This window comes from Rhodococcus sp. SORGH_AS_0303 (genome assembly GCF_030819335.1).
Classification (GTDB): domain Bacteria; phylum Actinomycetota; class Actinomycetes; order Mycobacteriales; family Mycobacteriaceae; genus Rhodococcoides.
Genome location: NZ_JAUTBO010000001.1, coordinates 3,732,895 through 3,757,079, shown reverse-complemented (window position 1 = coordinate 3,757,079; position 24,185 = coordinate 3,732,895). Strand labels below are relative to the sequence as shown.

Here is a 24,185-nt window from a genome sequence, read left to right as displayed (position 1 = left end):
GGGTCACGCTCATGGACCACCATTCCATTCAGACAAGCGTGATCCACCTCACGCCACGATCGTAAGGACAACCATGACCGCCAGCATCGACGCCGAACCGTACGACGCGACCCCGCCGCCCAAGAAGAAGCGGGACAAGACCCACTGGCTCTACATCGCCGTGATCATCGCCGTGATCGGTGGTGTCATCGTCGGTCTCGTCGCACCCGAGGTCGGGTCGAGCCTCGGCGTGCTGGGCACCATGTTCGTCGATCTGATCAAGATGATGATCAGCCCGGTCATCTTCTGCACCATCGTGCTCGGCATCGGGTCGGTCAAGGCCGCGGCCAGCGTCGGCAAGGTCGGCGGCCTCGCCCTCGGTTACTTCATCACGATGTCCACCTTCGCCCTCGCCATCGGCATGGTGGTCGGCAACCTGATCCAGCCGGGAACCGGCCTGAACATCGAGCCGAACTCCGGCGCTGTCGGCAAGCTCGTCGAGACCGCGGAAGGTGCCGGCGGCACGCTCGACTTCATCCAGGGAATCATCCCGACGTCGCTGCTGTCGTCGCTCACCGAGGGCAGCGTGCTGCAGACCCTCTTCGTCGCGCTGCTCGTCGGCTTCGGCCTGCAGGCCATGGGCAAGCAGGGTGAGGGCATCCTCCGCGGCATCGGCTCGATCCAGAAGCTCGTCTTCCGCATCCTGGCCGGCATCCTGTGGCTCGCCCCGATCGGTGCCTTCGGCGCCATCGCCAAGGTCGTCGGTGACACCGGCTTCGAGGCCGTGGTCCAGCTGGCCACCCTCATGCTGGCCTTCTACCTGACCTGCACCATCTTCGTCTTCGGCATCCTCGGCACGATCCTGCGCTTCGTCTCCGGCGTCTCGATCTTCAAGCTGGTCAAGTACCTGGCCCGTGAGTACCTGCTCATCGTCGCCACCTCGTCCTCCGAGTCGGCCCTGCCGCGCCTCATCGCCAAGATGGAGCACGTCGGAGTGCAGCGCACCACGGTCGGCGTCGTCGTCCCCACCGGCTACTCCTTCAACCTCGACGGCACCGCGATCTACCTGACGATGGCCTCGATCTTCATCGCCGACGCCATGGGCAACCCGCTCGGACTCGGCGAGCAGATCTCGCTGCTCGTCTTCATGATCATCGCCAGCAAGGGTGCGGCCGGCGTCTCCGGCGCCGGCCTCGCCACGCTCGCCGGTGGTCTGCAGAGCCACCGCCCCGAGCTGCTCGACGGCATCGGCCTCATCGTCGGCATCGACCGGTTCATGTCCGAGGCTCGCGCCGTCACCAACTTCTCGGGTAACGCCGTCGCCACGATGCTGGTCGGCACCTGGACGAAGACGATCGACAACGAACGCGTCAAGGACGTCCTCGCCGGCAAGCTCCCGTTCGACGAGACCACGATGGTGGACGACGGGCACGGAGAGGCCCGCGATCCGGAAGCCAAGCCCGACCTCGTGAAGAACTAGCACCGCACGCACCGACCGAGAGCGGGCGCATCCTCCACACAGGGAGGGTGCGCCCGCTCTCGTGCTCACGGGTTACCGGCCGGTACTGTGAGCCCATGACAGAACTGCAGAACGTCGGCATCAGCACTCTCGGCGGCGCTCCCACCTCGCTCGAGGAGTACAGCGGCCGCGCGGTGCTCGTGGTCAACGTCGCCTCGAAGTGTGGCCTGACCCCGCAGTACACGACGCTGGAGAAGCTGGCCCGCGAGTACGCGGACCGCGGACTCTCGGTCGTGGGCGTTCCCTGCAACCAGTTCGGTGGCCAGGAGCCCGGCTCGGCCGAGGAGATCGAGACGTTCTGCTCCACGACGTACGACGTCACCTTCCCGCTGATGGAGAAGGTCGACGTCAACGGCGAGAACCGGCACCCCCTCTACGAGATCCTGACGCAGACCGCGGACTCCGAGGGGAACGCGGGAGACGTGCAGTGGAACTTCGAGAAGTTCCTCGTCTCGCCGGACGGCGAGGTCGTGGGCCGATTCCGCCCCCGCACCGAACCGGACGCCCCTGAGGTTCTCGCGGCGATCGACAAGGTGCTGCCCGTTCCGACTCTCTGACGTCGCCCGGCGTTCACGCGGGACGAGACCGTCGTACACCTCGGTGTGCGACGGTTTCTTCATGAGTGCACGTCTGATCGTGTCCGTGTCCGGTATCCGCGACGAGACCCGCGACGCCGCCGCCGAGTTCGCCGCGGAGATGGATCGCCGCGACATCGAGTTGTCGCTTCTCGTGGCCCCGCGGTTGAAGGACAAGTACCGCCTCACGCGCGACACCGAGACGCAGGACTGGCTGCGCATGCGCCGCGATCACGGAGACGCACTGGTCTTGCACGGATACGACCAGGCGGCCACCAAGCGGCGTCGCGCCGAGTTCGCGACCCTCCCCGCTCACGAGGCGCAGCTGCGGTTGCGCGCCGCGGACCGGGTCATGGAGGAGATCGGCATGCGCACCCGCGTGTTCGCACCGCCCCGCTGGGTCGCCTCACCGGGTGCGGTGTCCGCCCTTCCCACGGTCGGGTTCCGCGTCTTCGCCGGGCTCGCCGGCATCCAGGACCTCGAGCGGGGAACCACGGTGCGCGGTCGGGTCCACGGTATCGGTGAGGGCTTCGGCACCGGATCCGGTGGCTACGTCTGGGAGCCCGGGTCCACGGAACCGTGGTGGTGCCGCGCGCTCGTCATGGGTGCCGGCCGTACGGCTCGCCGCGGCGGCGTGGTGCGACTGTCGGTGAGCGCCAAGCAGCTCGGCCGTCCGGGCCCCCGTGCCGCCATGCTCGACGCGGTGGACCTGGCGCGCTTCCACGGTGCGACGTCGGCCCGCTACGAGTGGGTTCCGCGCTCACGCACCGCTGTCGCCTGACCCGGCCGCGACCTGCGCGTCGTACAGGTCGTAGGGATCCGCGATCGGCATCCCGAGGGCCTCGGACAGGGACTCCGCCGACCAGCTCGTTCCCTCGGCATCGGTGTCCACGGCGCCGTCCGAGGTGAGGTTCGACCGGAAGATGCCCGCGGCGGACGCGGGCAGGAAGTCCTCGTAGACAACGGGTTCGAGCCCGTCCGGCGTGCGAAGGTAGTAGGCTAGTCCGCGCTCCGCCATCTCCTGATCGGTGCCGGGGAAGTGCTGCGCCCACTCCCGGGCAGCGGCCTCGTCGGAGAGGCCGTCCACCCGCGCCATCGCGGTGTCGTACACCTCCCGGCCGCGGCGGGTGAGGGCGACGCCCCGTGCCTCCACCTCACCGAAGCGGACGCGGAGCCGATCGGAGAACGTGGCACCGGACGCGTCGCGAAAGAGTCGAGGTTCGGCGAGAGCTCGGAACGATGTCTGACGCAACAGCACCGGCGCGGTCCACCGAGGGGGTCCCTGGATCCGGTCGATCATCTCGATACCGCGCTCGGCCATGCGGCGGTACAGGTCGTCGATGTCGAGCACCCGCGGCGTCAGGTGGTTGATGTGCGTCGACGACACCCCGCCGATGTCCGCGGCCACCGACGACACGGCTTCGAGCTCGTCGTACCAGGCGCGATCGACGGGCTCCGTGCCGAGTTCGAAGACGGCGACGGCGCCGTCGACGAGCGTGGTGGCCTCCGGTTCCGGTAACCCGCCGTCCTCGGCGGCACGGACCGCGAGGCGCACCAGGTCGGGCGGGACGAGCGTGCGCGCCTCGAGTGCGGTCGAGAGTCGCTGCTCCAGATCGGCGGTGAAGAATCTGCGGTCGTCGACGACGAGCATGGAGCAGAACACCCGGAACGGGTTGCGGGCCAGCTCGATCGAGTCCACGGGCCGGAACGCCGTGGACACCACCGGTATCGGGGTGGCGGCGTCACGCAGATCGTAGAAGCCGACGGGGTGCATGCCGAACCCCCCGAACAGTCGTGCCACGTCGCGCAACTCGGCGACGGTCCCCACCCGGACGGCTCCGTGCCGTTCCGCCGTGACGCGGTGGAGGGTGCCGAGGCGCTCGGCCTCGGCACCCTCGCGAGCCACCACGTCCGCGTTCACCGCGGTCGCCACCTCCACCAGCGTCGTGTACGCCGGGACCTCACGGCCGTACATCGCCGAGAGGGCGACTGCGAAACGAGCGCGGAGATCGGACGCCGGGATCATGCGACGACGCTATCGCTGTCCGACCCGTTCCGGCACCCGGACGGCCACCAGGATGTCGTCGGAGACGTGGGGGGTTCCGGGTGCTGCCTCCACCAGTCGTGGACGCGTCTCGTCGACCGTGACGGTCCACTCGGCGGGGTCGAGGGACTCGGCGACGGAGTGGGGGCTGTGGAAGTCCGACGGATCGAACCCTGCCCAGCGGTGTCCGGGCGACGGGGTGTGGCCGACCATGAGCAGCGTCCCGCCGGGAGCGACGGTGTCGACGAGGCGCGTGAGCCCGTCCGCCGGCCCGGACCGCAGGATGCCGAAGTAGTGCAGCGTCAGCAGATCCGTGGAGTGCGGCGGCAGCGGGTCGGTCAGCAGGTCCCTGGCCAGCCACGTCACACCGTCGTGCAGTCCGCGTGCCCGCTCGACGGCCACCTCGGAGATGTCGACGCCGGTGACGGTCCAGCCGCGTTCCGCCAGCCACACGGCGTCGGCGCCCTCACCCGATCCGACGTCGACGGCGCGCCCGGGGGAGAGGTGCTCCGCGTACTGGACCAGTGTCGGGTTGGGATTGCCGCTCCACCGCTTGTCCGACTCCCGGTACAACTCGTCCCAGAAGTGCCCGTCCAACGCCGGACGGGGGCGCCCTGCCTGGACCGCCTGGTCGAACTCCTCGGCGACGAGGTTCGCGTTGACGTGAGCGCCGGCGAGGGCTCCCTGCGCGGTGGAGGCGATGACCGTGGCCGACGGGTCGGTGACGTTGCCCGCCGCCCACACTCCCGCCACGGTGGTGGCTCCGAAGGAATCGACCTCGACGACGTCGCCGAGTCCGGTCGCGTGCGGCACTGTGGTGAGGCCGAGCGATCCGAGAAGTTCACTGCGAGCGGTGAAGCGCAGTCCCACGGCGAGAGCGTCGACCGCGACCTCGGTCCCGTCGGCCAGCCCGACAGCACGGAGGCGATCCTCCCCGGTGAGCACCGAGGTGACCTTCTGCTCGACGATCTCGATGCCGCGCGCGGTGAATTTCTCGCGATCATCGTCCGCCAGAGGTCCGCCGTCGGTGAAGAAGGTCAGGTTCTCAGTCCACTGCCGCCACATCGAGGCGTGATGGATGCTGAACGGCCCGGTGCTCAGGACGCCGATGCGGTGATCCTGGATCTCCCACCCGTCGCAGTAGGGGCACTGCACGACGTCCCGACCCCAGCGTTCCGCCAGACCGTCGACGGGCGGGAGCAGATCGGTGAGTCCGGTCGTCACCACGATGCGCCGCGCCGAGAAGGCGCGTCCGTCGTCCGTGGTCGCGGAGAAGTGCCCGACGTGACCGCCGAGTGCGGTGACCGTGGCGTCGACGATCGTGACGTCGTATCGCTCGAGGTCGGCTCGGCCGTTCTTCAGGTAGTCGAGCGGCGAGGTGTGGTCCCGACCCAGCACGCCGTGCATGTGCGAGGCAGGTGCGTTGCGAGGAGTTCCGTTGTCCAGAACCAGGACTCGCCTACGGGCACGGCCGAGCATGAGTGCGGCGGACAGTCCGGCGGACCCGCCGCCGAGGACGATGACGTCGGCGTCGACGTGGTGGTGTGAGGTCATGCGGACACTGTGCGCCCGAGTCTGCGGATTTGACAAACATATTTGCCGAAACTGCAATATGGGGTATGGACGACTTCGACGGTGTGATCAGTGCGATCGGTCCGCGCCTGCGCGCTCTCCGCGTCGCGGCGGACGTGACCCTGGCCGCGGTGTCCGAACGCACGGGCATCCCGGTGAGCACGCTCTCCCGGCTCGAATCGGGGCAACGCAAGCCCAGCCTCGAGCTGTTGCTGCCGTTGGCCAAGGTGTACGACGTTCCCTTGGACGACATCGTCGACGCCCCCGAGACCGGAGATCCGCGGGTGCAGTTCACGCCGGTCACGACGAACGGCGTCACCGTCGTCCCGCTGACGCGCCGGGCGGGCGGGTTGCAGGCGTTCAAGCAGATCGTCCCCGGAGATCGCTACGAGGAGAACCCGCGGTTGGGGTCTCACGAGGGTTATCACTGGATCTACGTGCTGAACGGGAAGCTACGACTCATCCTGGGCGACAAGGACCTGGTGCTGGGTCCGGGTGAGGTGGCCGAATTCGACACTCACCTTCCGCACTGGTTCGGCAGCGCCGACCGCCGGCCCGTCGAGTACCTGGGAATCTTCGGACCGCAGGGCGAACGGATGCACGTGAAGGCGACGTATTCGGGGCGCTGAGGACCTTCGTGGTCAGGGGATGTGCAGGAGGCGCCCGACGACCTCGCCCATCAGTTGCGGGGGCACGATGCCCGGCTGGGCGAGTTCCTCGACGGCCAGACCGTTGCTGAGCGCCAGGATGACGAACGTGACCCACTCCGCGGGAACGTGCAACGTCGCTCCGGAGCTCTCGGTGACGCTGACGACGGCGTCGGTGACCGCCGCCCGGAGCTGCGCCCTGTGCTCGGCGAAGCGGGCACCCACCTCGGGATCGCGAAGGGCCCTCGACCAGTAGTCCATGAACAGCAGATGCCAGTCGCGATTGTTCGAGATCGCCTCCGTGAGACGGGTACTCAGCACGCGCTGGGCTTCCCGCAGGTCGGAGGGGAGCTCGGCGAGCAGGTCGACCGACATCCGCGCCCGACCGAGCACTTGCCGGTCCATCAGCTCGTAGAACAGCCCCTCCTTGGAACCGAAATTCGAGTAGACCGCGCCCTTGGTGAACCCGGCCTGCTCGGCGATGGCGTCGAGCGTGGCGTCGGCGTACCCGCGTCGGCCGAACTCCGTCATCGCGGACGCGATGATCCGCTCGCGAACCTCGCTGCGAGGGGGGCGGGTGGTCGGCTCGGTGATGTTCGGGTCGGGGGTGCTCACTCGGGAAGAGTACCGCTCGATACCGGCGGTATCGAAAACGTGGTTCGCCGTATACGGTGAGGTCATGGGGATACGAGAGTGCGATGTCGTCGTGGTCGGTGCGGGTCTCGCAGGACTGGTCGCGACAGCGGAACTGGTCGAGGCGGGCAAGCGCGTGATCCTGCTCGATCAGGAGAACGAGGCGAACCTCGGCGGCCAGGCGTTCTGGTCGTTCGGCGGGCTGTTCCTCGTGGACAGCCCGGAGCAGCGTCGTCTCGGCGTCAAGGACTCCTACGAACTCGCGCTGCAGGACTGGATGGGATCAGCCGGCTTCGACCGTCCCGAGGACGAGTGGCCTCGCCAGTGGGCCGAGGCCTACGTCGCGTTCGCGGCGGGGGAGAAGCGCTCCTGGTTGCGCGAGCGCGGCTGGAAGATCTTCCCGGTCGTCGGGTGGGCCGAACGCGGCGGCTACGGCCCCACCGGCCACGGCAACTCCGTGCCGCGATTCCATCTCACCTGGGGTACCGGGCCGGGACTGGTGGAGATCTTCGAACGCATCGTGCGGGACGGTATCGACCGTGGCAGCGTGATCCCCGCCTTCCGGCACCGGGTCGACGAGGTGGTGGTGACCGACGGTGTCGCGACCGGTGTGCGCGGCGCCGTCCTGGAGCCGACCGACGTCGCCCGCGGCGTGACGTCGTCCCGCACCGTGGTGGGGGACTTCGAGATCCGGGCCGGCGCGGTGCTGGTGACCTCCGGCGGCATCGGCGGCAACTGGGACCTGGTGCAGAAGAACTGGCCGAAGCGCATGGGCCGCACCCCTTCTCACATGCTCTCGGGCGTACCGGCGCACGTCGACGGTCGGATGCTGGAGATCTCGCGTGCCGCGGGCGGGAACATCATCAACGAGGACCGCATGTGGCACTACACGGAGGGCATCACCAACTGGGACTCCGTGTGGCCGAACCACGGCATCCGCATCCTGCCGGGTCCGTCGTCGCTGTGGCTCGACGCGTCGGGTCAGCAGCTACCGGCGCCGCTGTTCCCCGGCTTCGACACGCTCGGCACTCTCGAACACATCGTGTCGACGGGACACGACTACACGTGGTTCCTCCTCGATCAGAAGATCATCGAGAAGGAGTTCGGACTCTCCGGTCAGGAGCAGAATCCGGATCTGACCGGCCGCGATCTGCGCAAGCTTCTCGAGCGAGTCCGTCCCGGCGCACCCGGCCCCGTCGAGGCCTTCAAGCAGAAGGGCGTCGACTTCGTCGTCGCCGACACGGTGGCAGAACTGGTCGCCGGAATGAACAAGATCGGTGACGTCACGCTCGACGCCGCCGATGTGGAGAAGTTGGTCGTCGCGCGAGATCGTGAGATGGACAACGACTTCAGCAAGGACCTCTCGGTCTCGGCGATCCACGCGGCGCGCAACTATCGAGGCGATCGCCTGGCGCGCATCGCCACACCGCACAAGCTGCTCGACGAGACCGGGCGTGCCGCAGCGGGTCCGCTGATCGCCGTCAAGTTGCACCTTCTGACGCGAAAGTCGCTGGGCGGGTTGCAGACCGACCTGAACTCCCGGGTGCTCCGAGCCGACGGCACGCCGTTGCCGGGGCTCTACGCGGCCGGCGAGGTCGCCGGCTTCGGTGGCGGCGGTGTGCACGGGTACCGCTCGCTCGAAGGCACATTCCTCGGGGGGTGCATCTTCTCCGGACGTGCCGCGGGGCGCGCCCTGCGGCGCTAGGTGTACTGCAGCCGGGGAGTCATCCCAGCGCCCACTGCACGTTCACCGAGACGCTGACGGTCTGCTGCCCCGGCTCGATCGGCACCGCGGACGAGGCGGAACTTCTGTCGAAGCTCGGCGCCGACTCCTGGCCGGTGATGTTCTCGGTGATCGACAGGACCTTGCCGAGATCGCTTCCCGCCAGAGACGCGTACTGCTCGGCTCGGTCGCGAGCGTCCGCGAATGCCCGTGACCGAGCGTCGGCGATGAGGTCGGAATCGTCGTCGATGCGGAAGGACACGCCGGACACTCGGGTCGCGTTCCCACCTGCGCGGGTGGCGTCGCCCAGCACCGCCGACGCTCGCGACAGGTCGCGCACGGTCACACCGAGGATGTTCGACGCCCGGTAGCCGGAGATCGTGGAGGTTCCGCCCCCGAACCCGTCGGCATACTGCGGGTCGATGGACACCTGGCGGGTCTGGATGTCCGCGCGGTCCACTCCGGCAGCGGCGATCGCTTCGGTCACCGCAGTCACCGCGGTGTTCGCCTCGTCGATCGCCGTCGTCACGTCGTCCGCCGTCGTCTCGACACCGATCTGAGCGGTGAGAGTGTCCGGGGTGCCCTGGATCTCGCCGACCCCGGACACGGAGATCCCCGGCGGTGTGTCGGTGGCCGACGCACCGGACTCCCCGGTCCCGCATGCCGCGGTCGCCGCCACGACGGCCAGCAGGGCGGCAGATCCGATGACCTTCGAGGTACTCCTGGTCCACGTCATCGGGTCAGTGTCCACGACGGTCCGGGAATGTCTAGAGCGACGTGCCCGTCTCCTCCTCCAGGGCGCGGAACTCCGTCCCTTCGCCCGCGAGGCCCGACAGCATGCCGTAGTAGATGCCGCGCGCGTCCGGCGCGACGATGGCCTGGTGGATGGGAACGGCCAGTCGCGGAGAGACGGCGCGGAGGAAGTCGATGCCCTCGCCGATCTTCATCCACGGGGCCGCTGCGGGAAGTGCCAGCACGTCGATCTCCACGTCGGGAACGAACAGCGAGTCGCCGGGATGCATCAGCTGCCCGGGCTGTTCCGGCGTGCCGAGGAGATACGCGATGTTGTCGATCAGGGGGATGTCCGGGTGGATCGTCGCGTGCGTGCCGCCCGCACCCGTCACCTGCACGCCCCCGATGGAGAAGACGTCTCCCGCGTTCACGGCGGTCCACCGATCCCCGAGCTGGTCGGCCGTCTGCGGGTCCGCGTACAGCGCCGCGTCGGGGTTGGCTTCGAGGAGCGCCGGCAACCGATCGGTGTCGACGTGGTCCGCATGCTGGTGCGTGATCAGAATGGCGTCGAGGCCGGTGATGCCCTCGAACCCGTGAGAGAAGGCGCCGGGGTCGAACAGCACCGTCGATCCCGCCATCGACACCTGAATGCACGAATGTCCGAAGTGAGTCAGCTCCATGGTTCCCCAGTATGCGCCGGATTCGTGGAGTGGTTCGGGACTGGGTAAAGTGCCTGCTGGATCTGCCCTCTTAGCTCAGGAGCTCTCACGTGGCCCGTGTGGTTGTCGACGTCATGCCCAAAGCGGAAATTCTCGACCCTCAGGGGCAGGCCATCGTCGGGGCGCTGCCGCGACTCGGTTTCGCCGGTGTCTCCGACGTCCGTCAGGGCAAGCGGTTCGAGCTCGAGGTCGGCGACGACGTCGACGATGCGACTCTCGACCAGATCGCCGAGACCTTCCTGGCCAACACCGTCATCGAGGAATGGAAAGTGACCCGGCTGTGACTCGCCTCGAAGATCGACCGGCCTCCGGCCTTCCCGCCCGGATCGGTGTGATCACCTTCCCCGGCACGCTGGACGACATCGACGCCTCGCGCGCGGTCACGCTCGCAGGTGGTGAGGCCGTCAGCCTCTGGCACGGCGACGCAGATCTGAAGAACGTCGACGCCGTCGTCGTCCCCGGCGGTTTCTCCTACGGCGACTACCTGCGCGCCGGCGCCATCGCGCGCTTCGCCCCCGTCATGGATGCGGTCATCGACGCAGCGAAGGGCGGCATGCCCGTCCTCGGTATCTGCAACGGCTTCCAGGTGCTGTGCGAGGCCGGACTCCTGCCCGGCGCCCTCACCCGGAACGCCAACCTGCACTTCACGTGTCGCGATCAGTGGCTCACGGTGGAGAGCACGTCCTCGGCATGGTCCTCGCGGTACGAGGCGGGCGCCGAGATCCTCGTTCCGCTCAAGTCCGGTGAGGGTCGCTTCCAGGCGTCCGAGGCGGTCCTGGACGAGCTCGAGGGCGAGGGACGCGTCGTGTTCCGCTACTCGGGTGACAACCCGAACGGTTCGCAGCGGTCCATCGCGGGCATCTCGTCCGCCGACGGGCGCATCGTGGGACTCATGCCGCACCCCGAGCACGCCACCGAGGCCCTCACGGGCCCCAGCGACGACGGCCTCGGCATCTTCTACTCTGCGCTGGACGCGATCGTCACGGCCTGACGGTCACCGCCCAGGAGTGCGGCCGCAGGTCGTTCTCCACTCCGTCGGCTGCTGCCACGATGTCTCCGGCCGGTCGAGGCACGGGTGCGTCGCCGATGTTCGCCGACAGCACCAGCGTCGTCGTGCCGTCCGTCGCGGTGAGGGTGACCGCGGTGTTCTCCAGTCCGGACACCTCGGCGTGCGCACGGTGCAGCCACGGGAACCGTCGCCGCATCGCGATCAGGGCCTGGTGGCGCCGGTAGTGCGGCCATCCGTACGGCGCCAGATCGTCGGGTGTCGCCGGGAACTCGGGTCGGATGGCGTCGTCGCCACCCACCCGCTCCTCCTTGATCCCGCGGAATCCCTGCTCGTCGCCGTAGTACACCGTCGGCGTTCCCGCCACGAAGAACAGCAGCGCGGCGGCGATGTCGGCATCGTCGTCGTCGAGGGTGGACGCGATCCGGGTGACGTCGTGGTTGCCGACGAACGTCGCCGGAACGAACGTGGGCAGCAACTCGTCGTGGCGCCGCAGCGCGTGGGCGAACTCGAAGAAGTTCGCGTCCTTCAGGGCGCTCCACGTCGCCTTCCACAGCTCGTACTGCGTGATCGAGTCGAGTCCGGACTCCCGCACGTACGACGCGTAGTCCCCGTGGATCATCTCGCCGACGATCCAGGCGTCGGGATGTGCCTCTCGCACACGGGGGAGCACCGCCGCCCAGAAGGCCGGTGAGACCGCGTACGCCGCGTCGAGCCGCCATCCGTCGACACCGCGGTCGAGCCAGTGCGTCATGACCTGTGCGACGTGCTCCTGCACCGCCCGCTCGTCGTGGTTCAACTCGACCAGCAGATCGTGGCCCTCGAACGTGCGCGGCCGACCGTCCTTCCAGCGGAACCACCGCCCCGCGTCCGAGTCGGGCCCGTCCTGCTCCGCACGAACGAACTGCGGGTGGCTCCTGCCGACGTGGTTGAAGACGCCGTCGAGCAGAACTCGGATGCCCTTGGCGCGTGCCGCACCGATGAGCGCGTCCATGTCGCTGTCGGTTCCCAGACGGGAATCGATGCGGAGATGGTCGACGGTGTCGTAGCCGTGGGTCTCCGACGCGAACACCGGGCCGAGTGCGAGGCCGTTGCACCCGAGCTCGAGGAGGTAGTCGAACCAGCCCTCGATCCGGTCGAGTCGGTGTTCGGTGCGGTCCACTGCCTCGGCCTCGGCGCCGACGAACCCGAGGGGGTACACCTGCCACCAGATGACGTGATCGACCCAGTCCTGCATCGTATTTCCCCCTTTTTCCCGGTCTCGGCGAGGGTTCGCCGAGCGACGGTCTGCTTGTCGGATCGCACAATCCGATTCCGGTTGTGTAGTGACTGTCACTATGAGTAACTGACGTCGGCGGACGACCGTTCGTCACCACCGTGCCAAGGGAGTCACCATGTCCTCCGACCTCACCGATCTGCTCGAACTCTTCCAGAACCTGTCCGGGATCGTCGACGCGCTCGGATCGATCTTCGACGGACTGTCCTTCTTCAGCTGACCCGAGCATCCCTGTGGGGCGAACTCGGCCGAGTCCGCCCCACAGGTGTGCCCGGCGTGGAATGGCAGGAGTCGGCGTCGGATCGGGTCGGAGTCCACGCGTGGTGACAGTGCTGGTGACAATGGCTCACCCGTGGCACGGCGTTGCAGGTGGTGCACAGATCGACCCGTGAGTCGATTCTCGTCACCGAATCGCGACAATTTTCGGGTTGCGAGCCATTCTTTTGTGTGGATTACTTAGCAAGCGGGCAACAAGCCCACCAACCTCACAAAGGGAGCTCCTCATGACCGACCTCGCCAGCTTCGTCGACCTTCTCGGTGCACTGTCCGACATCTTCGGTGGCGCCGGAAGCTTCCTCGACGGCCTGAGCTTCTTCAGCTGAACCCTTCTCGACTCGTGATGCCGGGTCCACCCTCGTGGTGGGCCCGGCATCGCTGTCTCCGCACCCCGTCTCTCTACGATCGGTGACCATGGCGTCCCTCACCTCCGCGACCGCGGCCGGCCTCTGTTCCTTCGTCGACGCGTCCCCGTCGCCGTTCCACGTCGTCGAGACGGTGGCCTCGGAACTGGCGGCGCACGGGTTCACCGCCGTGGCCGAGACCGACGCGTGGCCCTCCGAGCCAGGCCGCTACCTCGTCGTCCGCGGCGGCTCGATCATCGCCTGGTCCACCGAACGTGCACCCGATGCGGCCTTCCGCATCGTGGGCGGACACACCGACAGTCCGAACCTCCGCGTCAAGCAGAACCCCGATCTCGACGTCGCCGGGTGGCAGATGGTCGCCCTGGAGCCGTACGGCGGCGCGTGGCTCAACTCCTGGCTCGACCGCGATCTCGGCATCTCCGGCCGTCTCGGTGTGCGTGACGGCGGCTCGGTGCGCGACGTCCTCGTGCGCGTCGACCGTCCCATCCTGCGGGTGCCCCAGCTGGCGATCCACCTGTCGGAGGATCGCAAGGGAGTGCATCTCGATCCGCAGAACAACGTGAACGCGATCTGGGGCGTCGGGCGATCACCCCACTCGTTCATCGGGTTCCTCGCCGACGAGGTCGGGGTGGATCCCGGCGACGTGCTCGGGTGGGAACTGATGACCCACGATCTTAATCCTGCTGCAGTGGTGGGACTCTCGGACGACCTCGTCAGTTCGCCGCGACTGGACAACCAGGGCACCTGCTACGCCGGAACCGAGGCGCTGGTCGTCGCGGCCGCGCAAGCCGACGACTGCATCCCCGTCCTCGCACTCTTCGATCACGAGGAGGTGGGCAGCATGTCGGACCGTGGCGCGTTCTCGGATCTGATGAACACCGTCCTCGAGCGCATCGTGCTCGCGCGTGGTGGCGGCCGCGAGGAGTTCCTGCGCGCGATGGCCGGGTCGATCCACGCCTCGGGCGACATGGCGCACGCGACCCATCCCAACTACGTCTCGCGGCACGAGCCCGCGCACCGCATCGAGGTCAACGGTGGCCCGGTGCTCAAGGTCAACCAGAATCTGCGCTACGCCACCGACGCCGCCGGTGCCGCGGCCTTCGCCTTGGCGTGCGAGCGAGCCGACGTCCCACTGCAGCGGTACGTCCACCGGGCCGACCTTCCGTGCGGATCCACCATCGGCCCCATCACCGCCTCCCGCACCGGTCTGTCCACCGTCGACGTGGGTGCCGCGCAGCTCGCCATGCACTCCGCGCGCGAGGTGATGGGCGCACACGACGTCGACATGTACGCCGACGCCTTGGCTGCGTTCCTGGGGGCGTAGCGCTGGGTCGGGCTGCGGCTGAATGCCACCTGGTGCCGCCGGGCGGTGCGCGGTGGGTACGGGAACCCCGTCGACGCGGCCGACGAATCCTGCTGCCGTACAGGGCCCGGCGGGGGAGACTGGCGGGATGGAGATCGCGCAGTGGTGGCCGGCCGTGACGGCGGAGACTCGGGACTGGCTGGTCGAGCACAACGGTGAGCCGCTCCCGTCCGCTGTGAGGGACGACGTGCTGCGCGTGAACGGCGATCTCACCGACCCGTCGTGGTGGGCCGGTGAGTCCGTCGACGGGTCGTCCGAGCTGACGGACGCGGCGACGGACTGGATCGAGTCCGCGGCGAACGACGGGTGATGAGTTCCGGCGTCCGGCATGGTCTGTCCCGCAGTGATCGGCGATCGGCGCCGGTTCTTCACGAGGGCGGTACACGATGCGTGCGGTGACGGCAGGGCTCTTCCACTCGGTGGACGGTGTGGTCGAGGCTCCCGACCAGTGGCAGTTCGACAGTTTCGACGACGAACTCGGCCAGTCCATGGGCGGGTTCATGAGCAGGACGACCACCGCCGTCATGGGTCGGGTCGCCTACGAGTCGTGGTCGGATCACTTCGGCAACGCGGGGGCGGACGACCCCTTCGCCGGCTTCATCAATCCGGTGGAGAAGTTCGTCGCCTCACGCACGCTCACCGGAGATCTCGCGTGGCAGAACTCGACGCCCATCGACGGCGATCCGGTGGAGTTCGTGCGTCGACTCAAGCAGACCGACGGTGGCGACATCGCGCTGGTGGGCGGCGTCTCTCTGGTCCGCCAGCTCTTCCTGGCCGGTGTGCTCGACACCCTGACCCTGATGACGCACCCCGTCGTCGTGGGCAAGGGCCAGCACCTGTTCGAGCCGGGGGATCCGCTCACTCGTCTCGTTCTGACGAACTCCCTCGTCACGAGCAAGGGCAACGTGGTCGTCGACTACGCCGTCAAGGGGGACTAGCGGGCAGGCCGGAGGCCGGTCGGGGCTGACGAACGGGCAGGCCGGAGGCCGGTCGGGGGCTGACGAACGGGCAGGCCGGAGGCCGGTCGGGGCCGACGAACGGGCAGGCCGGAGGCCGGTCGGACGGTGTCGGGTCCTGCACATAGAATGACCTCGACATTCTGCCGAGGGAAGGACCCCATCCACCGTGTCTGTCGAGTCCACTCCTCAGGTCGACGCCCTCCCCACCCCTCCGGTCGACACCGTCTCCGCTGCGGCCGGGTCGCCCGACGTCGCTCAGCCGTGGGCGGAGTTGGGTCTGAAGGAGGACGAGTACGCCCGCATCCGGGAGATCCTCGGCCGCCGTCCGACGGACGCCGAGTTGGCGATGTACTCGGTGATGTGGAGCGAGCACTGCTCGTACAAGTCGTCGAAGGTGCACCTCAAGTACTTCGGCGAGACGACGACGGACGAGATGCGGTCGGGAATGCTCGCCGGAATCGGTGAGAACGCGGGCGTGGTCGACGTCGGCGACGGGTGGGCTGTCACCTTCAAGGTGGAGAGCCACAACCATCCGTCGTACATCGAGCCGTACCAGGGTGCGGCCACCGGCGTCGGCGGCATCGTGCGCGACATCATGGCCATGGGTGCTCGTCCGATCGCGGTGATGGACCAGTTGCGTTTCGGTGCGGCTGATGCTCCGGACACGCGCCGGGTGCTCGAGGGCATCGTGCGCGGCGTCGGCGGTTACGGAAACTCACTCGGGCTCCCGAACGTGGGCGGCGAGACGGTGTTCGACGCGTCCTACGCCGGCAACCCGTTGCTCAACGCGCTGTGCGCCGGAGTGATGCGTACCGAGGATCTGCACCTGGCGTTCGCGTCGGGCTCGGGCAACAAGATCATCCTGTTCGGTGCGCGCACGGGCCTCGACGGGATCGGCGGCGTGTCGGTGCTGGCGTCCGAGACGTTCGACGAGAAGCAGGGCCGACGCAAGCTCCCCGCGGTGCAGGTGGGCGACCCGTTCACCGAGAAGGTGCTCATCGAGTGCTGCCTCGAGCTCTACCAGCAGAAGCTCGTGGTCGGTATCCAGGATCTCGGCGGTGCCGGATTGTCCTGTGCCACCTCCGAGCTCGCTTCGGCGGGTGACGGCGGTATGCACATCGCCCTGGATCGGGTTCCGCTGCGTGCGACCGGGATGACGCCGGCGGAGGTGCTGTCCAGCGAGTCGCAGGAACGCATGTGCGCCGTGGTGGCACCGGAGAACGTCGACGCCTTCATGGCGGTGTGCGCCAAGTGGGACGTGCTGGCGACCGACATCGGCGAGGTCACGGACGGTGAGCATCTCGAGATCACCTGGCACGGCGACGTGGTCGTCGACGTGCCGCCCAAGACGGTGGCCCACGACGGTCCCGTCTACGAGCGTCCCGTGCAGCGGCCCGCGAGCCAGGATGCCCTGGTGGCGAACACCACCGAGGGTCTGCCCCGTCCGACCACAGGTGTGGAACTGCGCGAGACCCTGCTGCAGATGATCTCCTCCCCCCAGCTCTGCAGTCGGCGGCTCATCACCGAGCAGTACGACCGGTACGTCCGCGGCAACACCGTGCTCGCCGAGCACGCCGATGCCGGTGTGGTGCGCATCGACGAGAAGACCGGCCGCGGAATCGCTCTCGCGACCGATGCGTCCGGCCGGTACACCGCGCTGGATCCGTACCGCGGTGCGCAGCTTGCGCTGGCCGAGGCGTTCCGCAACGTCGCGACGACGGGCGCCACGCCGAAGGCCGTCACCAACTGCCTGAACTTCGGGTCGCCCGAGGATCCGGGTGTCATGTGGCAGTTCCAGCAGGCGGTACGCGGCCTGGCGGACGGCTGTGTGCAACTGGGCATTCCGGTCACCGGCGGAAACGTCAGTTTCTACAACCAGACCGGGTCGACGCCGATCCTGCCGACCCCGGTGGTGGGTGTGCTGGGTGTCCTCGACGACGTCCACCGCCGCATCCCCACGGGCATCGGCCTGGAGCCGGGCGAGACCCTGATCCTGTTGGGTGACACGCACGACGAACTGGACGGCTCGATCTGGGCCCAGGTCGTTCACGACCATCTCGGTGGTGTTCCGCCGCAGGTGGATCTGGCTCGCGAGCAGTTGCTGGCCGACATCCTCACGGCGTCGAGCCGCGACGGTCTGGTCACCGCGGCGCACGACCTGTCCGAGGGCGGGCTCGCGCAGACCGTCGTCGAGGTCGCGCTCGCCGGCGAGACCGGGTGCCGCATTCTGCCGCCCGAAGGAACAGATCCTTTCGTCACCTTGTTCTCGGAATCGTCCGGGCGGGTACTCGTTGCTGTCCCTCGGACCGAGGAGACCAGGTTCACGGGGATGTGCAGCGCGAGGGGGATGCCATGGACGCGTATCGGGGTGGCCGACGAAGGGTCGGACGAGGTGGAGTTCCAGGGACTGTTCAGTGTCCCGTTGACCGAACTCCGCGAGGCGTACGAGGGGACGCTCCCGGCGCTCTTCGGCTGACCGACCTTCCCGGCACCGGCACCGTCCGATGACCGACACCGATACTCGGTCGTCGGACGAACTGCAGCGCCCCCACAGTTTCGAGGAACTGCCGGCGTACGTCCTGAGCTCGGCGACCCGCACGGTGCGCAAGCACCCCGCGTGGATCTGGGCGTGGGGTCTGCTGCGGCTCGACGTCACCGGCATCGCGTTCGGCGCCCTGTTCTTCTGCTGGTCGCTGACGCCGTCACTGCTGCCACGCGGCTGGCTGTTCCAGGGCATCGTCAGCGGCATCACCGCGGCCATCGGGTACGGGGTGGGCGTCGCTGTCGGCTGGATTCTCCTGCGCACGGTGCTTCGTCAGCAGCCGTGGTGGCCGCTGCCGATCCGCGTGGAGCGCGCACTCCTGGTCGCTGTCCCGGTGATCGCGACCGTCGCCGGAGCGGTCATGCTCTACGCCTCTGCGGACTGGCAGCGTCAGCTCGCCGCGCTCATGGGCGCCGAGGGGCTCACGTCCACGGGGTTCATCCGCACCGGCATCATCAGTTTCGCGGTGTGCGCCGCGCTCATCGGCCTGTGGCGGGTCATCCGGGACATCCGCCGCTTCGTCGTGCGCTCGATCCTGCGTCTGATCCGACTCCCGCAGTGGGTTGCAAACCTCGTGGGGTTCCTCCTCGTCGTGACGGTGCTCGTCACACTGGTGCAGGGTGTGCTGTTGCGCGGCACCATGACCGTCGCCAACTCGGTCTTCAGCACTCAGAACAGCAACACGCGTGAGGGTGCCGAACAGCCGACGGTGCCCGAGCGTTCCGGTGGTACCGGTTCGCTCGTGGACTGGGACACACTGGGATTCGAGGGCCGGAACTTCGTCTCGGGTGGGTTGTCGGCCGACGAGATGACCCGAGCGACCGGCCGCACGGGCATGGAGGCGATCCGCGCGTACGTGGGACTCGAGAGCGCGGAGACGGACGAGGAGCGCATGGATCTCCTGGTACGCGAACTCGATCGAACCGATGCGTTCTCCCGCAAGGCCATCGTCGTCATCCCGACCACGGGAACCGGGTGGGTCAATCCCACCGCAGCTCGGGCCGTGGAACTGATGTACGACGGGGACGTCGCGCTCGTGGCGTCCCAGTACTCGTACCTTCCGAGTTGGATCTCTTTCCTCGCCGATCGCGAGAAGGCGGCGGCCGCGGGGAAGTTGCTCATCGACACCGTGCACCAGCGATGGGAGCAGGAGCCCGAGGCGACCAGGCCCAAGTTCTACGTCTACGGCGAGAGTCTCGGAACCCAGGCCGGCGAAGGCGCGTTCGCGGACATCGCCGACATCCGGGACACCGTCGACGGAGTGCTGTGGGTGGGCCCGCCGAACTCCAATCGCATCTGGGACACCTACGTCAGCCGACGCGATCCGGGAACCACCGAGGTGGAACCCGTCTACGCCGGCGGACTGCTGATGCGGTTCGCCGACAGCACCCGTGACGTCGAGGCGCTGAGCGGGGACTGGCCCTACCCGCGCGTGCTGTACATCCAGCACCCGTCCGACCCCATCGTGTGGTGGACGCCGGATCTGATCTTCCAGCGTCCGGATTGGCTCGCCGAGCCGCCCGGGTACGACCGACTGCCCAGCATGCGGTGGTTCCCGTTCGTCACCTTCTGGCAGGTGAGTGCCGACCTCACGAACGCGGCCGGCGTGCCGGACGGGCACGGCCACAACTACGGGACGACGGTGCTCGACGGCTTCGCCGCTGTGGCCGCCCCCGACGGGTGGACGCAGGCCGACACCGAACGCATCCGCGTCGTCATGAACGAGTACGCCGACGCCGACGGTCCCGAGAAGTGACCGGACTGGCCCGATGGGTGCTTTTCGACATCCCCATCGGGACAGTGCTACCCGAGGAATTCCTGTTCCGCGGCGTCGTCGACACCGTGGCCACCGCCGTGGTGGGTCCCCGTGCCGCACTGGTGGTCGGCTCCACGGCATTCGGGGTCTGGCACTGGTACGACTCGGGTAGGTCGGTGCCCGTGGTCCTGTTCACCGGGGCGGCCGGCGCACTGTTCGTCGAGTCGAAGCGGCGAACCGGCACCATTCTCACGCCCATGGCACTGCACTGGGCTGCCAACTCGGTCGGGGCGATCGCATCGACGTGGTGGCGCTCTACTCGAGGTGACAGACCGCCTCGAGGTTGATGCCGTCGGGGTCGTACACGAAGCCGCCGAAGTAGTTCTCGTGGTACTCGGGGCAGACGCGCGGAGACAGCTTGTCCCGTGCGCCCGCCGCGAGGGCCGCGTCGTGGAACTCCCGGACGACGTCACGGGTGGGTGCCGAGAACGCCACGTGCAGTGCGGGATCGACGGTGCTTCCCTGGACGAGCCAGAAGAACGGCTTGCGGCCACTGCCGAATCCGACCATGCGGACGTAGTCGTCGTCCGGCCCGCCGGTGAAGTCGAGCAGCTTCTCGATCCCGAGCACGCCGAGAGCCGGCACGTAGATCTCGAGTGAGCGGTCGACGTCCGTGACCGTCACGTTGAGGTGGTCGATGGTCGATCCTTGATAGAGGTTCGGTGTCATGGAGACAGTGAAGCGTCCATCGCGGACAGCGGCGGTCCTCGTTGATCAGACCGTGCCTCAGCATCCACAACTCGCGAGAATCGGCGGGATCCCGTCAATGCGGGCGACGTCTGGACCGTGAGGCACGGCTCGGGGCACACCGCGCTCGGTGAGACACTGAACAGCGTGGCACCCTCGAAACCCGTCGACCCGGCCGAGCTCCGGAGCGCACTGCAGACCGTGTCTCCGTGGCTCGACGACCCCGACCTTCCGAAGCCGCCGCGCGCCGATATCGCCGCCGCGGTGCGGCTCAGTGCGCGCACCATCGAGCAGACGGCGCCGGGCTCGAGTGTCGAGGTGCGCGTGCCGCCGTTCGTCGCGGTGCAGTGCATCGTCGGGCCTCGTCACACGCGGGGCACGCCCCCCAACGTCGTCGAATGCGACCCGCGGACATGGCTGTTGATGGTGACGGGGCGCGTGGCGTTCGAGGACGCCGTGCGCGGAGCGGGCGTCACGGCCTCGGGTGGCCGCGCCGGCGAGGTGGCGCACTGGCTTCCGCTCGTGCGCATCTGACTCTCACCGCCAGGGCCGCACCGGCGGTTTGACCCACAAGATCTTCTCGTCCGAGTGCGCCCGGCGGGCCGCGTCGTGATCGGGGTGATCGCGCGCCCACTCCGCCTTCTCGCGCAACAGATTCGACACCACCGTCCACGTCTCGTCGGAACTGGGTGGATTGATGTCCGCGGCCCGAGCCACCTTGCGTCGGACGTCCGCGGCCATCGCCGCGAGATCGTCTGCAGAGATGTCGCGGTCCCACAGGTATCGAGCGAGAGCGACGGCCTTGTCGCGGCGGGACTTCTCGGCCGCGTCGGAATGGCTGTAGAAGTTCTTCTCGGCCACTACCAGCCCCAACTCCCGGCGATGCCCTTGAACGGTCCGACCACGTCGCGGGTGATCCACCCCGCGTAGAAGCCGCCCTCCTGCGGGCGTGCCACCTCGCCGTCGAGCTCGCACGTCAGGGACACGGGAGAGAAGGAGAGCGCGCCGGCGATCGGTGCGAAGGACGGGGTGGGGTTCTCGTAGCTCCAGCCGCCGGCCTCGAGCACGGCGCCGTCGTCGCCCACGATGTCCCAGTAGGTGGCGGATCCCTTCCATTCGCACATCGTCGATCGTGCACTCGAGCGCCGCAGTCGGCTCTCGTCGACGTCGGCCCGCGGGATGTACCAGGTGGGCGGATGGCTGGTCTCCAGGACGCGGTGGGCCGCGTGACTGTCGGCGACGATCGCGTCGCCGAAGCGCACCACGAGATGCTTCGTGGACGCCTCGAGGGCCGGCGGACGCGGGTAGTCCCACACCGATTCCTGCCCCTCGCCGGGCTGTTCGGGGGTGACGCCGTACGGAAGTCTGCTGGCCATGTCTCCATCATGGCACCGCGCCGCGAGTCGTGGATCACAGCTCACCGCGGTATCGGTGCCTGCCGACGGCTTGTTGATCGCGGGGTTGCCCGTAGACTCCCCGAGTGTGCGTGCAGCGTGGCCTGCACCCCACCCCTCCCGGCTTCTAGGAGAGCGCGTCGTGACTCGTGACCCCTCGGTCCACAGCCCGAATCTGCTCGATGACACATCCGGTCCGGAACTGGACATCAACGAGAACGAGCCGCGGGAGGAATGCGGCGTCTTCGGTGTGTGGGCCCCTGGCGAGGACGTCGCGAAGATGACGTACTACGGCCTTTACGCGCTGCAGCACCGCGGTCAGGAGGCCGCCGGCATCGCCGTCGCCGACGGCTCGCAGGTGCTGGTGTTCAAGGATCTCGGCCTGGTCAGCCAGGTGTTCGACGAGCAGACGTTGGGCGCGATGAGCGGCCACATCGCCATCGGGCACTGCCGGTACTCCACTACCGGATCGACGACGTGGGAGAACGCGCAGCCCATCTTCCGCACCACCGCGGCCGGCAGTGGCATCGCTCTGGGCCACAACGGCAACCTCGTGAACACCGCCGAGTTGTCGGAGCGCGCCCGCGATGCGGGAATCATGGGCCGTCCCCGTGGGACCGGTGCCACGTCGGACTCCGACATCGTCGGCGCTCTTCTCGCGCACGGCGCAGCGGACAGCACGATCGAGCAGGCCGCGATGGAACTGCTGCCGACGCTGAAGGGCGCGTTCTGCCTGACCTTCATGGACGAGCACACCCTCTACGCGGCACGTGATCCTCACGGCGTGCGCCCGTTGTCGCTCGGTCGCCTCGACCGCGGCTGGGTCGTCGCCTCCGAGACCGCCGCCCTGGACATCGTCGGCGCCTCGTTCGTCCGCGACATCGAGCCGGGCGAACTGCTCGCGATCGATGCGGACGGCGTGCGGTCGTCGCGATTCGCGGCTCCCGAGCCCAAGGGCTGCATCTTCGAGTACGTCTACCTCGCTCGTCCCGACAGTGTCATCGGTGGCCGCTCGGTCCACTCGACACGCGTCGAGATCGGCCGCCGCCTGGCCGAGGAGCACCCCGCCGAGGGCGATCTGGTGATCCCTGTCCCGGAATCGGGAACGCCCGCCGCCGTCGGCTACGCGCAGGGTTCCGGCATCCCGTACGGCCAGGGCCTGATGAAGAACGCGTACGTCGGACGCACGTTCATCCAGCCGTCGCAGACCATCCGTCAGCTCGGCATCCGGCTGAAGCTCAACCCTCTCCGCGAGGTCATCCGGGGCAAGCGCCTCATCGTGGTGGACGACTCGATCGTCCGCGGCAACACCCAGCGGGCCCTGGTACGCATGCTGCGCGAGGCGGGCGCGCTCGAGATCCACGTGCGCATCGCGTCGCCGCCGGTCCGCTGGCCGTGCTTCTACGGCATCGACTTCGCCTCGCCCGCGGAACTGATCGCCAACGGCATGGACTCCGAGGACGGCATGCTCGAGGGTGTGCGGCAGGCCATCGGCGCCGATTCGCTGGGCTACATCTCGATCGAGGGCATGATCGCCGCCTCGGAGCAGCCCGCGACGCGGCTGTGCTCCGCCTGCTTCGACGGCAAGTACCCCATCGAGCTCCCCAAGGAGACCGCCATGGGCAAGAACGTCCTCGAGGGCATGTTGGCGACCGCAGCGGGCATCGCGATGCCCGCTGCCGTCGACAACGTGAGCGCTCTCTCGCGCCCCTGACACCCAGATGCTGATCCGGCTCGCGATCGCCGAGGCGATCGCGACGGGAACGATCCGGGTGCAGTACCGGCGCTGGGCGAAGCGGCGCGTCAAGGCGGGTACGTGGATCCACACGCCGGCCGGTGTCGTCGTCGTGGACTCGATCACCGAGTGCGACCCCGAGTCGCTCACGGACGACGATGCCCGCGCGGCGGGGGAGTCCTCGATCTCGGCCTTGCGCAAGGGGTTTCGAGGCGCCGACGGTGATCCCGTCTGGCGGGTCGAGGTGTCGTTCGGTGGCGAGGACCCGCGAGTGGGGCTGCGTGCGGACGACGATCTGTCCGACGACGACGTCGCCATGGTGACCACGAAGCTCGATCGCATGGAGGAGCGTGCCGACGCGCCGTGGGCCTGGCGCACCCTCGAGCTGATCCGGGAGCGCCCGGCGGTGCTGGCGGCGGACCTCGGCGCCGTGCTGGGACTCGAACGCGACGTGTTCAAGCCGCGCGTGCGTCGGCTGAAGGCGCTGGGTCTGACCGAGAGTCTGAAGGTGGGATATCGGCTGTCTCCGCGAGGCGAAAAGCTGTTGGACATCAGGCGGTCGGACAGGTAAGTACCGGTCATGTTAAAAATTTCGTGTGGTTCGACACATGAACGACATGCGC

At 68.3% G+C, this 24,185-nt stretch carries 25 protein-coding genes; 16 read left to right on the top strand and 9 right to left on the bottom strand.

Annotated features, from left to right (window positions below; genetic code table 11):
• Positions 1 to 73 precede the first annotated feature (73 nt).
• The 3 genes from QE449_RS17790 (at position 74) to QE449_RS17780 (ending at position 2,854) form a co-directional block, all read left to right on the top strand.
• Positions 74 to 1,459, top strand: a complete 1,386-nt coding sequence (locus QE449_RS17790; RefSeq protein WP_027504310.1) for a cation:dicarboxylate symporter family transporter — start codon at positions 74 to 76, stop codon at positions 1,457 to 1,459.
• 95 nt (positions 1,460 to 1,554) lie between these two features.
• Positions 1,555 to 2,055: a glutathione peroxidase gene (locus QE449_RS17785; protein ID WP_027504309.1), complete on the top strand. Its 501-nt coding sequence runs from the start codon at positions 1,555 to 1,557 to the stop codon at positions 2,053 to 2,055.
• Between the two features lie 61 nt (positions 2,056 to 2,116).
• Positions 2,117 to 2,854 (top strand): DUF2334 domain-containing protein, encoded by a 738-nt coding sequence (locus QE449_RS17780; protein WP_027504308.1) that lies wholly within the window; start codon positions 2,117 to 2,119, stop codon positions 2,852 to 2,854.
• Here QE449_RS17780 and QE449_RS17775 read toward each other — a convergent pair.
• The gene (locus tag QE449_RS17775; RefSeq protein WP_056446680.1) at positions 2,834 to 4,099 is read right to left on the bottom strand and encodes a VOC family protein; all 1,266 of its coding nucleotides are present in this window, start codon (positions 4,097 to 4,099) and stop codon (positions 2,834 to 2,836) included. The genes QE449_RS17780 and QE449_RS17775 overlap by 21 nt on opposite strands.
• Before the next feature lie 9 nt (positions 4,100 to 4,108).
• Positions 4,109 to 5,671, bottom strand: a complete 1,563-nt coding sequence (locus QE449_RS17770; RefSeq protein ID WP_307109293.1) for a bifunctional NAD(P)/FAD-dependent oxidoreductase/class I SAM-dependent methyltransferase — start codon at positions 5,669 to 5,671, stop codon at positions 4,109 to 4,111.
• Between the two features lie 65 nt (positions 5,672 to 5,736).
• Here QE449_RS17770 and QE449_RS17765 point away from each other — a divergent pair, with 65 nt between their 5' ends.
• Positions 5,737 to 6,318 (top strand): helix-turn-helix domain-containing protein, encoded by a 582-nt coding sequence (locus QE449_RS17765; protein WP_222627893.1) that lies wholly within the window; start codon positions 5,737 to 5,739, stop codon positions 6,316 to 6,318.
• Positions 6,319 to 6,330: 12 nt separating this feature from the next.
• Here the strand turns inward: QE449_RS17765 and QE449_RS17760 are convergent, their stop codons facing one another.
• Complete coding sequence (locus tag QE449_RS17760; RefSeq protein ID WP_285187750.1) at positions 6,331 to 6,951, bottom strand: TetR/AcrR family transcriptional regulator; 621 nt, start codon at positions 6,949 to 6,951, stop codon at positions 6,331 to 6,333.
• Positions 6,952 to 7,015: 64 nt separating this feature from the next.
• Here QE449_RS17760 and QE449_RS17755 point away from each other — a divergent pair, with 64 nt between their 5' ends.
• A complete protein-coding gene (locus tag QE449_RS17755; RefSeq protein WP_307109292.1) occupies positions 7,016 to 8,674 on the top strand; it encodes an FAD-binding dehydrogenase in 1,659 nt (552 codons plus the stop codon).
• 19 nt (positions 8,675 to 8,693) lie between these two features.
• On the opposite strand, the gene QE449_RS17750 is transcribed toward QE449_RS17755, so the two are convergent.
• Positions 8,694 to 9,428, bottom strand: coding sequence for an SIMPL domain-containing protein (locus QE449_RS17750; protein WP_222627889.1), 735 nt, complete (start codon positions 9,426 to 9,428; stop codon positions 8,694 to 8,696).
• Between the two features lie 31 nt (positions 9,429 to 9,459).
• Positions 9,460 to 10,104 (bottom strand): MBL fold metallo-hydrolase, encoded by a 645-nt coding sequence (locus tag QE449_RS17745; RefSeq protein ID WP_027504303.1) that lies wholly within the window; start codon positions 10,102 to 10,104, stop codon positions 9,460 to 9,462.
• A gap of 89 nt (positions 10,105 to 10,193) precedes the next feature.
• On the opposite strand from QE449_RS17745, the gene purS reads away from it, so the two are divergent.
• Together purS and purQ are read left to right on the top strand one after the other, a co-directional pair.
• Complete coding sequence (gene purS / locus QE449_RS17740; RefSeq protein WP_027504302.1) at positions 10,194 to 10,427, top strand: phosphoribosylformylglycinamidine synthase subunit PurS; 234 nt, start codon at positions 10,194 to 10,196, stop codon at positions 10,425 to 10,427.
• Positions 10,424 to 11,134, top strand: coding sequence for a phosphoribosylformylglycinamidine synthase subunit PurQ (gene purQ / locus QE449_RS17735; RefSeq protein WP_307095590.1), 711 nt, complete (start codon positions 10,424 to 10,426; stop codon positions 11,132 to 11,134). Before purS ends, purQ begins: the two co-directional genes overlap by 4 nt.
• On the opposite strand, the gene QE449_RS17730 is transcribed toward purQ, so the two are convergent.
• The gene (locus QE449_RS17730) at positions 11,124 to 12,386 is read right to left on the bottom strand and encodes an alpha-amylase family protein (protein WP_307109291.1); all 1,263 of its coding nucleotides are present in this window, start codon (positions 12,384 to 12,386) and stop codon (positions 11,124 to 11,126) included. The two genes, purQ and QE449_RS17730, sit on opposite strands and share 11 nt — an antisense overlap.
• Before the next feature lie 729 nt (positions 12,387 to 13,115).
• Between QE449_RS17730 and QE449_RS17725 the strand changes: the two genes are divergently transcribed.
• From QE449_RS17725 to QE449_RS17700, 6 genes are all read left to right on the top strand, one after another.
• A complete protein-coding gene (locus QE449_RS17725) occupies positions 13,116 to 14,390 on the top strand; it encodes a M18 family aminopeptidase (protein WP_056447496.1) in 1,275 nt (424 codons plus the stop codon).
• Positions 14,391 to 14,517: 127 nt separating this feature from the next.
• Entirely contained in the window at positions 14,518 to 14,739 is a 222-nt protein-coding gene (locus QE449_RS17720; protein ID WP_307109290.1) for a hypothetical protein, read from the top strand.
• Positions 14,740 to 14,824: 85 nt separating this feature from the next.
• Positions 14,825 to 15,367 carry a dihydrofolate reductase family protein gene (locus tag QE449_RS17715; RefSeq protein WP_307109289.1) on the top strand — a complete coding sequence of 181 codons (543 nt, stop codon included), beginning with the start codon at positions 14,825 to 14,827 and terminating at the stop codon, positions 15,365 to 15,367.
• Between the two features lie 187 nt (positions 15,368 to 15,554).
• Positions 15,555 to 17,864 (top strand): phosphoribosylformylglycinamidine synthase subunit PurL, encoded by a 2,310-nt coding sequence (gene purL / locus QE449_RS17710; protein ID WP_051612987.1) that lies wholly within the window; start codon positions 15,555 to 15,557, stop codon positions 17,862 to 17,864.
• Positions 17,865 to 17,892: 28 nt separating this feature from the next.
• Positions 17,893 to 19,686, top strand: coding sequence for an alpha/beta-hydrolase family protein (locus tag QE449_RS17705; protein ID WP_307109288.1), 1,794 nt, complete (start codon positions 17,893 to 17,895; stop codon positions 19,684 to 19,686).
• Complete coding sequence (locus tag QE449_RS17700) at positions 19,683 to 20,033, top strand: CPBP family intramembrane glutamic endopeptidase (protein WP_051612986.1); 351 nt, start codon at positions 19,683 to 19,685, stop codon at positions 20,031 to 20,033. The genes QE449_RS17705 and QE449_RS17700 overlap by 4 nt, the downstream gene beginning before the upstream one ends.
• Here the strand turns inward: QE449_RS17700 and QE449_RS17695 are convergent.
• Positions 20,002 to 20,415, bottom strand: a complete 414-nt coding sequence (locus QE449_RS17695) for a VOC family protein (RefSeq protein WP_307109287.1) — start codon at positions 20,413 to 20,415, stop codon at positions 20,002 to 20,004. The genes QE449_RS17700 and QE449_RS17695 overlap by 32 nt on opposite strands.
• A gap of 165 nt (positions 20,416 to 20,580) precedes the next feature.
• On the opposite strand from QE449_RS17695, the gene QE449_RS17690 reads away from it, so the two are divergent.
• The gene (locus QE449_RS17690) at positions 20,581 to 20,967 is read left to right on the top strand and encodes a sterol carrier family protein (RefSeq protein WP_307109286.1); all 387 of its coding nucleotides are present in this window, start codon (positions 20,581 to 20,583) and stop codon (positions 20,965 to 20,967) included.
• Between the two features lie 3 nt (positions 20,968 to 20,970).
• Here QE449_RS17690 and QE449_RS17685 read toward each other — a convergent pair whose 3' ends face one another.
• Both QE449_RS17685 and QE449_RS17680 read right to left on the bottom strand, forming a co-directional pair.
• Entirely contained in the window at positions 20,971 to 21,294 is a 324-nt protein-coding gene (locus QE449_RS17685; protein WP_307109285.1) for a hypothetical protein, read from the bottom strand.
• Positions 21,294 to 21,809 (bottom strand): DUF427 domain-containing protein, encoded by a 516-nt coding sequence (locus QE449_RS17680; RefSeq protein ID WP_307109284.1) that lies wholly within the window; start codon positions 21,807 to 21,809, stop codon positions 21,294 to 21,296. Before QE449_RS17680 ends, QE449_RS17685 begins: the two co-directional genes overlap by 1 nt.
• Before the next feature lie 160 nt (positions 21,810 to 21,969).
• Between QE449_RS17680 and purF the strand changes: the two genes are divergently transcribed.
• Both purF and QE449_RS17670 read left to right on the top strand, forming a co-directional pair.
• Positions 21,970 to 23,541 carry an amidophosphoribosyltransferase gene (purF, locus tag QE449_RS17675; RefSeq protein WP_056446723.1) on the top strand — a complete coding sequence of 524 codons (1,572 nt, stop codon included), beginning with the start codon at positions 21,970 to 21,972 and terminating at the stop codon, positions 23,539 to 23,541.
• A gap of 7 nt (positions 23,542 to 23,548) precedes the next feature.
• Positions 23,549 to 24,133: an ASCH domain-containing protein gene (locus tag QE449_RS17670; RefSeq protein ID WP_307109283.1), complete on the top strand. Its 585-nt coding sequence runs from the start codon at positions 23,549 to 23,551 to the stop codon at positions 24,131 to 24,133.
• Positions 24,134 to 24,185: the final 52 nt, after the last annotated feature.

What these genes read in the sequence shown, in the direction of transcription:
- QE449_RS17780 (WP_027504308.1), top strand. Translation starts at nt 2,117, where the DNA reads ATGAGTGCACGTCTGATCGTGTCCGTGTCCGGTATCCGCGACGAGACC.
- QE449_RS17705 (WP_307109288.1), top strand. Translation starts at nt 17,893, where the DNA reads ATGACCGACACCGATACTCGGTCGTCGGACGAACTGCAGCGCCCCCAC.
- QE449_RS17790 (WP_027504310.1), top strand. Translation starts at nt 74, where the DNA reads ATGACCGCCAGCATCGACGCCGAACCGTACGACGCGACCCCGCCGCCC.
- QE449_RS17695 (WP_307109287.1), bottom strand. Translation starts at nt 20,415, where the DNA reads ATGACACCGAACCTCTATCAAGGATCGACCATCGACCACCTCAACGTG.
- QE449_RS17720 (WP_307109290.1), top strand. Translation starts at nt 14,518, where the DNA reads ATGGAGATCGCGCAGTGGTGGCCGGCCGTGACGGCGGAGACTCGGGAC.
- QE449_RS17755 (WP_307109292.1), top strand. Translation starts at nt 7,016, where the DNA reads ATGGGGATACGAGAGTGCGATGTCGTCGTGGTCGGTGCGGGTCTCGCA.
- QE449_RS17750 (WP_222627889.1), bottom strand. Translation starts at nt 9,428, where the DNA reads ATGACGTGGACCAGGAGTACCTCGAAGGTCATCGGATCTGCCGCCCTG.
- QE449_RS17765 (WP_222627893.1), top strand. Translation starts at nt 5,737, where the DNA reads ATGGACGACTTCGACGGTGTGATCAGTGCGATCGGTCCGCGCCTGCGC.
- QE449_RS17785 (WP_027504309.1), top strand. Translation starts at nt 1,555, where the DNA reads ATGACAGAACTGCAGAACGTCGGCATCAGCACTCTCGGCGGCGCTCCC.
- QE449_RS17770 (WP_307109293.1), bottom strand. Translation starts at nt 5,671, where the DNA reads ATGACCTCACACCACCACGTCGACGCCGACGTCATCGTCCTCGGCGGC.
- QE449_RS17730 (WP_307109291.1), bottom strand. Translation starts at nt 12,386, where the DNA reads ATGCAGGACTGGGTCGATCACGTCATCTGGTGGCAGGTGTACCCCCTC.
- QE449_RS17670 (WP_307109283.1), top strand. Translation starts at nt 23,549, where the DNA reads ATGCTGATCCGGCTCGCGATCGCCGAGGCGATCGCGACGGGAACGATC.
- QE449_RS17775 (WP_056446680.1), bottom strand. Translation starts at nt 4,099, where the DNA reads ATGATCCCGGCGTCCGATCTCCGCGCTCGTTTCGCAGTCGCCCTCTCG.
- QE449_RS17745 (WP_027504303.1), bottom strand. Translation starts at nt 10,104, where the DNA reads ATGGAGCTGACTCACTTCGGACATTCGTGCATTCAGGTGTCGATGGCG.
- QE449_RS17680 (WP_307109284.1), bottom strand. Translation starts at nt 21,809, where the DNA reads ATGGCCAGCAGACTTCCGTACGGCGTCACCCCCGAACAGCCCGGCGAG.
- QE449_RS17725 (WP_056447496.1), top strand. Translation starts at nt 13,116, where the DNA reads ATGGCGTCCCTCACCTCCGCGACCGCGGCCGGCCTCTGTTCCTTCGTC.